Annotated in this window: 5 protein-coding genes and 1 pseudogene; 3 read left to right on the top strand and 3 right to left on the bottom strand. The window is 74.5% G+C overall.

Going from position 1 to position 6,083, the window contains the following annotated elements:
* The 3 genes from KBX39_RS20335 to mtrA all read right to left on the bottom strand — a co-directional run.
* The coding region (locus KBX39_RS20335; protein WP_210871976.1) for an LpqB family beta-propeller domain-containing protein at positions 1-1,616 on the bottom strand (1,616 nt) is incomplete at its 3' end.
* Entirely contained in the window at positions 1,613-3,367 is a 1,755-nt protein-coding gene (gene mtrB, locus KBX39_RS20330; protein ID WP_312247467.1) for an MtrAB system histidine kinase MtrB, read from the bottom strand. The genes KBX39_RS20335 and mtrB, both read right to left, overlap by 4 nt.
* A gap of 13 nt (positions 3,368-3,380) precedes the next feature.
* Positions 3,381-4,070 (bottom strand): MtrAB system response regulator MtrA, encoded by a 690-nt coding sequence (mtrA, locus tag KBX39_RS20325; protein ID WP_030501405.1) that lies wholly within the window; start codon positions 4,068-4,070, stop codon positions 3,381-3,383.
* A gap of 214 nt (positions 4,071-4,284) precedes the next feature.
* Here mtrA and KBX39_RS20320 point away from each other — a divergent pair, with 214 nt between their 5' ends.
* The 3 genes and pseudogenes from KBX39_RS20320 to KBX39_RS20310 form a co-directional block, all read left to right on the top strand.
* The gene (locus tag KBX39_RS20320; RefSeq protein ID WP_210871974.1) at positions 4,285-5,130 is read left to right on the top strand and encodes a hypothetical protein; all 846 of its coding nucleotides are present in this window, start codon (positions 4,285-4,287) and stop codon (positions 5,128-5,130) included.
* On the top strand, positions 5,127-5,726 hold the full coding sequence (locus KBX39_RS20315; RefSeq protein WP_064447734.1) for a DUF4129 domain-containing protein: 600 nt from the start codon (positions 5,127-5,129) through the stop codon (positions 5,724-5,726). The genes KBX39_RS20320 and KBX39_RS20315 overlap by 4 nt, the downstream gene beginning before the upstream one ends.
* Positions 5,723-6,083, top strand: a pseudogene (locus KBX39_RS20310) (DUF4350 domain-containing protein); the annotation flags it as partial. The gene KBX39_RS20315 and the pseudogene KBX39_RS20310, both read left to right, overlap by 4 nt.

Here is a 6,083-nt window from a genome sequence, read left to right as displayed (position 1 = left end):
AGCGGGGCGCCGCTCTCCACCGCCAGCGGGGTCTCCCACACGCCGTCGACGCTGAGCTGGTGGATCGCCGAACGCCGGTCCGCCTCGTTGCCGGCCAGCACGAGTTCGTTCTCCGCCACCCAGGCCACCACCGTCACGCCGGTGAGCAGGGTGGCCACCCGGCGCGGCTGTCCCAGGTTGACCACGCCGCCGTCGACGCTGACCGCGGCGACGTAGAGCGCGCCGCCGCTGACCAGTGCGACCCGGTGGCCTTCGAGGGAACCGGCGACCGCCGTCACCGGGCCGGACACGGACAGCGCGATCTCGCTCATCCGGCCCGACCCGTCGAACCGGTAGAGCTTGCCGTCTGCCGCCACCAGGCCACCCGGCCGGGCCTTGGTCAGCGACCGCAGCCAGGTCGGGCGGCTCATCGCGCGGAACGTGCGGTCGCTCGCGTTGAGCGTGGCCACCGGCTCCGCGCCGGAGCCCACCTTGAGCCGCTTGCGGTTGTCGGCGCCGGTGACGACGAGCGCGGCCAGCACCTGTTCCTCGGCACGGGCGAGCGCGGCGGAGACCACGTTGCGGTTCTCCTCCGGCGGCAGCGGCACGGCGGCCCGCGGCTCGTTGCCGAACGCCAGTGGGCGTACGGCGCCGTCGTAGACGCCCAGCCGCATCGGGTTCGCCCCGCGCGGGTACGCGACGACCGAGACGCGCTCCCGCCGGAGGGCGACGGTCAGCCGCTTCTGGTTCTGGATCTTGAGGTCGACCACGCCGTCCAGGTCCGACAGGGACCAGGCCAACTGGGTGCCGAGCCGGTTCAGCCGCTGCTCGTTGGCCCCCGGCATGTTCAGGTTGATCTCCCAGTGCCCGTCCGTCCCGGTCGCGTTGTTGATCAGCTGGGTGCCGTCGGGCAACCCGGTCACGCCGGCGGCCAGCCAGTCCGAGGGGCGGTCCGCCAGCCACTTCATCACCTCGGTGATCCGCCGCTCGGTCGGTGCCGAGGAGAGCAGGTAGCGCTGGTCCGGCACCAGCCGGGTCTGGTCCGAGTTCCAGAAGTAGACGGTGCGGGGGCGGTAGTACTCACGCATCGCCGAGTCACTGGCCAGCAGCACGTTCGGCGCCTCGGTGATCAGCAGCCCGGTCCCGGCCGGCTCGGCGCGGCGCAGCTCGAAGACGTACTGCGTGTCGCTGGCCACCGGCGGCCCGAGCGTGCCGTCCGCCCGCAGCACGCCGACCTGCTGCACCTTGAGCGTCACCGTGCTGGTGCCCTGGTTGTTCGGCGGCGTGCTCTCCGGCTTCTCCCGCAGCCGCACCACGGTCAACTCGACCTCGCTGGTCTGCGGCTTGCCCGGGAGCAGGTCGCGGGACTCCTCGGCGAGGAACTTCCGGGCCCGGGCGTACGCCTGGTCGCGTTCCCCGGCCGCCGCCGCCCGCAGGTAGTTCTCGATGAACGGCACCGGCTCGCTGCTGTCGGCCGGTTCGGGCGGCCGGGCCGGACTGCCGTTGAGCGCTCCGCCCTGCGCGGCCGGCACCGAGCCGTCGATCTGGACGTCTGTCTCACCCGGGATGCCGCAGCCGACGAGCGCGGCCGGAAGCAGGGCGCCGGCCAGCAGCAGGGCCAGGGCGCGGCGGCTCACGGCCGGACCTCCGCCCGGTCGCCTTCGGCGGCGGGCTCCACGGTCAGCGTTCCGGCGTCGGTGCCCGGGCCGATGGCGAGCAGGCCGCCGTCGCGGGGACCGCCGAACGGCACCGTGGCGTCGGCCGGCACCAGCCGCAGCGGGGAGGTGGTGAGCCGGTCCCCGGCCCGGGCCGGCAGCGTGAGCCGGAACTGGGCGCCCTGGCCGGGCGCGCCCCACGCTTCCAGCCAGCCGCCGTGCAGGCGGGCGTCCTCCAGGCTGATCGACAGGCCGAGCCCGGTGCCGCCGGTCTGCCGGGCCCGCGACGGGTCGGCCCGCCAGAAGCGGTTGAACACCAGCTTCTCCTCCCCCGGCTTGAGGCCGACGCCGTGGTCCCGCACGGTGATCGCCACCGCGCTGCGGTCCTGGCCCAGGGTGATCCGTACCGGTTTGGCCTCGCCGTGCTCGACCGCGTTGCCGACCAGGTTGCGCAGCACCCGCTCGACGCGGCGCGGGTCGACCTCGGCGATCACCGGAGTGTCCGGCAGGTCCAGCTCGATCGTGACCCCGACCCGCTCGGCCAGCCCGGCCAGCCGCTCGGTGACCCGGTGCACCACCGGCACCAGGTCGGTCGGCTCGCTGTCCAGCACCGCGAAGCCGGCGTCGAACCGGCTGATCTCCAGCAGGTCGGTGAGCAGCTCCTCGAACCGGTCCAGCTCGGCCTGGAGCAGCTCGGCGCTGCGGGCCACCGCCGGGTCGAACTCGTCCCGCTCGGCGAAGATCAGGTCGGCGGCCATCCGGACCGTGGTCAACGGCGTCCGCAGCTCGTGCGAGACGTCCGAGGTGAACCGGCGTTGCAGCCGGGACATCTCCTCCAGTCGGAGGATCTGCCGTTGCAGGTTCGTCGCCATCTGGTTGAACGAGGCGGCCAGCAGGGCGAGGTCGTCCTCGCCGTTCACCACCATGCGCTGGTCGAGCAGGCCGGCGGAGAGCCGCTGCGCGGTGCGCGCGGCCACCCGTACCGGCGTCACCACCAGGCGGGTGACCAGGGCGGCCAGCAGGCCGAGCAGGAGGACGAGCGCGACGCCGGTGGCGACCACCGTGGCCCGGGCGTCGGCCGCCGTCGCGTCCTGCCGGGCCAGGGGTACGAGGTAGTAGAGCTCGACCTGCCCGAACTTGGTGGGCACCGGGGAGCCGTAGACCAGGTATTTGGTGCGTTCGCCGCCGAGCGACCCGGTGCGGATCTGGTGGGCGACCTTGCCGGAGGCCACGGCGGCCCGCAGCTCGTCGCCGATCACCGTGCCCACCGGCACCTCGGGCGTGGTGCGCGGCTCGATGAACTCGGCGAAATTGTCGGCGGTGATCGCCACCACGACGCCGCTGGTCTGCGTCGGGTCACCGCCGGCCAGATAGTTCACCGTGCCGTCGATGGTGTTCTGGAGCTGCGCCTCCTGCGGCTGGCTGTAGAGGTTGAACTGCTTCGCCGCGTACTCGCTGCCGTTGCTCAGCCGCAGCCGCACGTCGGTCTCGGCGTTCTCCAGCAGGATGCTGGTGATCTTGTCGGCGATCAGGTAGGCGAAACCGCCCACCAGCAGACTCGACGCCACCAGCGTGATGGTGACCACACGCACCTGGAGCGACCGCCGCCAGGCCTGGTGCACCGCGGCGACCAGCCGGGCGACCCGGCCGCTCAGGGCGAGCCAGAGCGCCCGCACGGCGTGGAGCCGGCGGGGCTCGGCGGTCGGCGTGTCCGGCAGCGGGGTGGTCACCACAGTGCTGACCAGGCTATCCGGTACCCGCCTTGTAACCCACGCCCCGCACGGTCAGGATGATTTCGGGTCGCTCCGGATCCGGCTCGATCTTGGCGCGCAGCCGCTGCACGTGCACGTTCACCAGGCGGGTGTCGGCGGCGTGGCGGTAGCCCCAGACCTGTTCCAGCAGCACCTCGCGGGTGAAGACCTGGCGCGGCTTGCGGGCGAGCGCGACCAGCAGGTCGAACTCCAGCGGGGTCAGCTTCACCTCGTCGCCGTCGCGGCTGACCGTGTGCGCCGGCACGTCGATGGTGATCTGGTTGCCGGGCGGCCCGATCGTCAGCATCTCCGGGGCCACGTCCTCGCCCCGGCGCAGCCGGGCCCGCATCCGGGCCACCAGTTCCTTGGGCTTGAACGGCTTGACCACGTAGTCGTCGGCGCCGGACTCCAGGCCGAGCACCACGTCCACGGTGTCGCTCTTGGCGGTCAGCATCACGATCGGCACGCCGGACTCGCCCCGGATGGCGCGGGCCACGTCGATGCCGCTCATGCCGGGGAGCATCAGGTCGAGCAGGACGATGTCGGGTCGGTTGTCGCGGAAGGCGGCCAACGCCCGTTCGCCGTCCGCGACGAAGGACGGCACGAAGCCCTCGCTGCGCAGCACGATGCCGAGCATCTCGGCGAGGGCGGGGTCGTCGTCGACCACGAGTACCCGGGCTCTCATGGGGTTTATCGTTCCATCCCCGTTCGTCTGGAGGGGTTCGGCGTCTCCACGGCACGGTAGCGCCGAGCGGGCCCGCGCACCACAGCAAGCGGCGTGGCCGCACAGCGTGGCGCGTCAGGGCGGACGGGTCCACCGGATGCGGACCCGCCGTGCAACCATGATCCCTCGGGCGCCGCGCCGCCCGCCACCTCCGCCCTGCCCGCCAGGAGTACGCGTGCCCGACGCCGGCCCGACCGCGGTGCTGCCGCGCCGTCCGCTGACCGTCGGCGAACTGCTCGACGCGGCAGTGCTGCTGCTGCGCGACCACGCCCGGGTGCTCGTCCCGCTCGCCCTCGTGCTGGCCCTCGCCGAGCAGGCGGTGCTCCACCCGCTGCGGCTGCTGGTCGAGGCCGACCCGCCGCAGTGGTGGCCGGCGGACCTCGGTGACTCGCTGCCCTGGTACTGGCTGCTGCTGGCGACCGGCGCCGGCACCGAGGCGGCGATCATCGCGCTGCTGGGCGGCCCGGCCGCGCGCGGCGCCGGCGCGGCCCTGCTGGGGCGCCGTCCCGGGCCGGCCGAGCTGCTGCGCGGCTCCCGGCCCGGCCCCGTGGTGCTGGCCGCCTTCGCGGTCGGCCCCGTCGTCGCGCTCGCCGCACTGACCGGGCCGGGCTGGTTCCTGGCGTACGGGCTGCTCGGCCTGGTGGTGCCGGTGCTGGTGCTGGACGGGGTGCCCGGACACCGGGCCCCGTGGCGGGCGATCCGCCTGGCGGGCCGGGTGAGCGCGCGGGCCGCCGCCGTCCGGCTGCTGGGCTACCTGGGCTGGTGGCTGATCCGGCTCGGCATCGGGCTGGGCGTCTATCACGGTCTCGGCATGCTGGGCCTGTTCGACGTGTCCGCCTGGGCGCTGCCGGTGACCGTCGCCGCCTTCGCCGCGGTGAACGCGCTGGCGTACCCGGCGTTGGCCTGCCTGGACGCGGTGCTGCACCTGGAGACCCGGATCCGCACCGAAGGGCTGGACATCCGGCTCTCCCGCGCGCCGGCGGGCGTACCGGAACCGCTCCTGCTGGCGGCGCAGCGGTGAGCCGCTGGTGGACCGAGACGGTCGCGGCCCTCGGTGACCTGCTGCCGCTGCCGCTGGCCGCGCTGATCCTGCTGGCGGTCGCGCTGCTGGCCGCCCTGGGCTGGTACTTCTTCCCGGCCTGGGTGCCCCGCCGGCTGCCCCGGTTCTCACTGCCCCGGCTGCGCCTGCCGCGCCTGCCCCGGCTGCGGCTGCCCCGCCTGCGCCGGCCCGCGCGCCGCCGCCGCTCCGATCCGCCGCCGGTACGCGTGCCCGAGCCCCGGACCCCGGAGGCCGTGCCGGCCGGCGCGCCCGGGCTGGCCGACCGGCTCGCGGCCGAGGGCCGGTACGCCGAGGCGGTCCGGGAACGGCTGCGCGAGATGGTCCGGCTCCTGGTCACGCGGCACGTCGTGGAGCCCCGCCCCGGGCTCACGGTGGTCGAGCTGACCGAGGCGGCGGCCCGTGCCCGGCCCCAGGTGCGGCCGACGCTGCACACCGCCGGGGCGATCTTCTCCGACCTCTGGTACGCCCAGCGTCCCGCCACCGCCGCGCACGACCACCGGATGCGTGAACTCGCCGCCGACCTGCGTCGCGAGCTGACCGGGGAGGAGCCGCGATGACCGCCACCGTGACGCCGGCGGAAACGGCCACCGCCGCGACGCCGCGCCGTCGGCGGCACCGGCTGCTCGTCCCGCTCGGACTGGCCGTGCTGCTGATCGTGACCACGCTCGTGCTGCACGCCGTCGACCGGCCCGACACCGACGAGCCCGGCTTCCTATCCCCGGTCGCCACCGACGACGACGGGGGCAGCCGCCTCGCCGAGGCGCTGCGCGCGCAGGGCGTGCCGGTGCGCCGGGAGACGGCGTTCGACGGGGTGCTGCAGACCGCCGGCATCGCTCCGAGCACCGTCTTCGTGCCCGCGCCCGGACTGGTGCACCCGGACCTGCTCGACCGCCTGACCGCCCTGCCCCCGGGCA

It is taken from the genome of Micromonospora sp. D75 (assembly GCF_018070405.1).
GTDB classification, from domain to species: domain Bacteria; phylum Actinomycetota; class Actinomycetes; order Mycobacteriales; family Micromonosporaceae; genus Micromonospora; species Micromonospora chalcea.
This window is presented reverse-complemented; position numbering and strand designations above follow the sequence as displayed.

What these genes read in the sequence shown, in the direction of transcription:
- mtrA (WP_030501405.1), bottom strand. Translation starts at nt 4,070, where the DNA reads ATGAGAGCCCGGGTACTCGTGGTCGACGACGACCCCGCCCTCGCCGAG.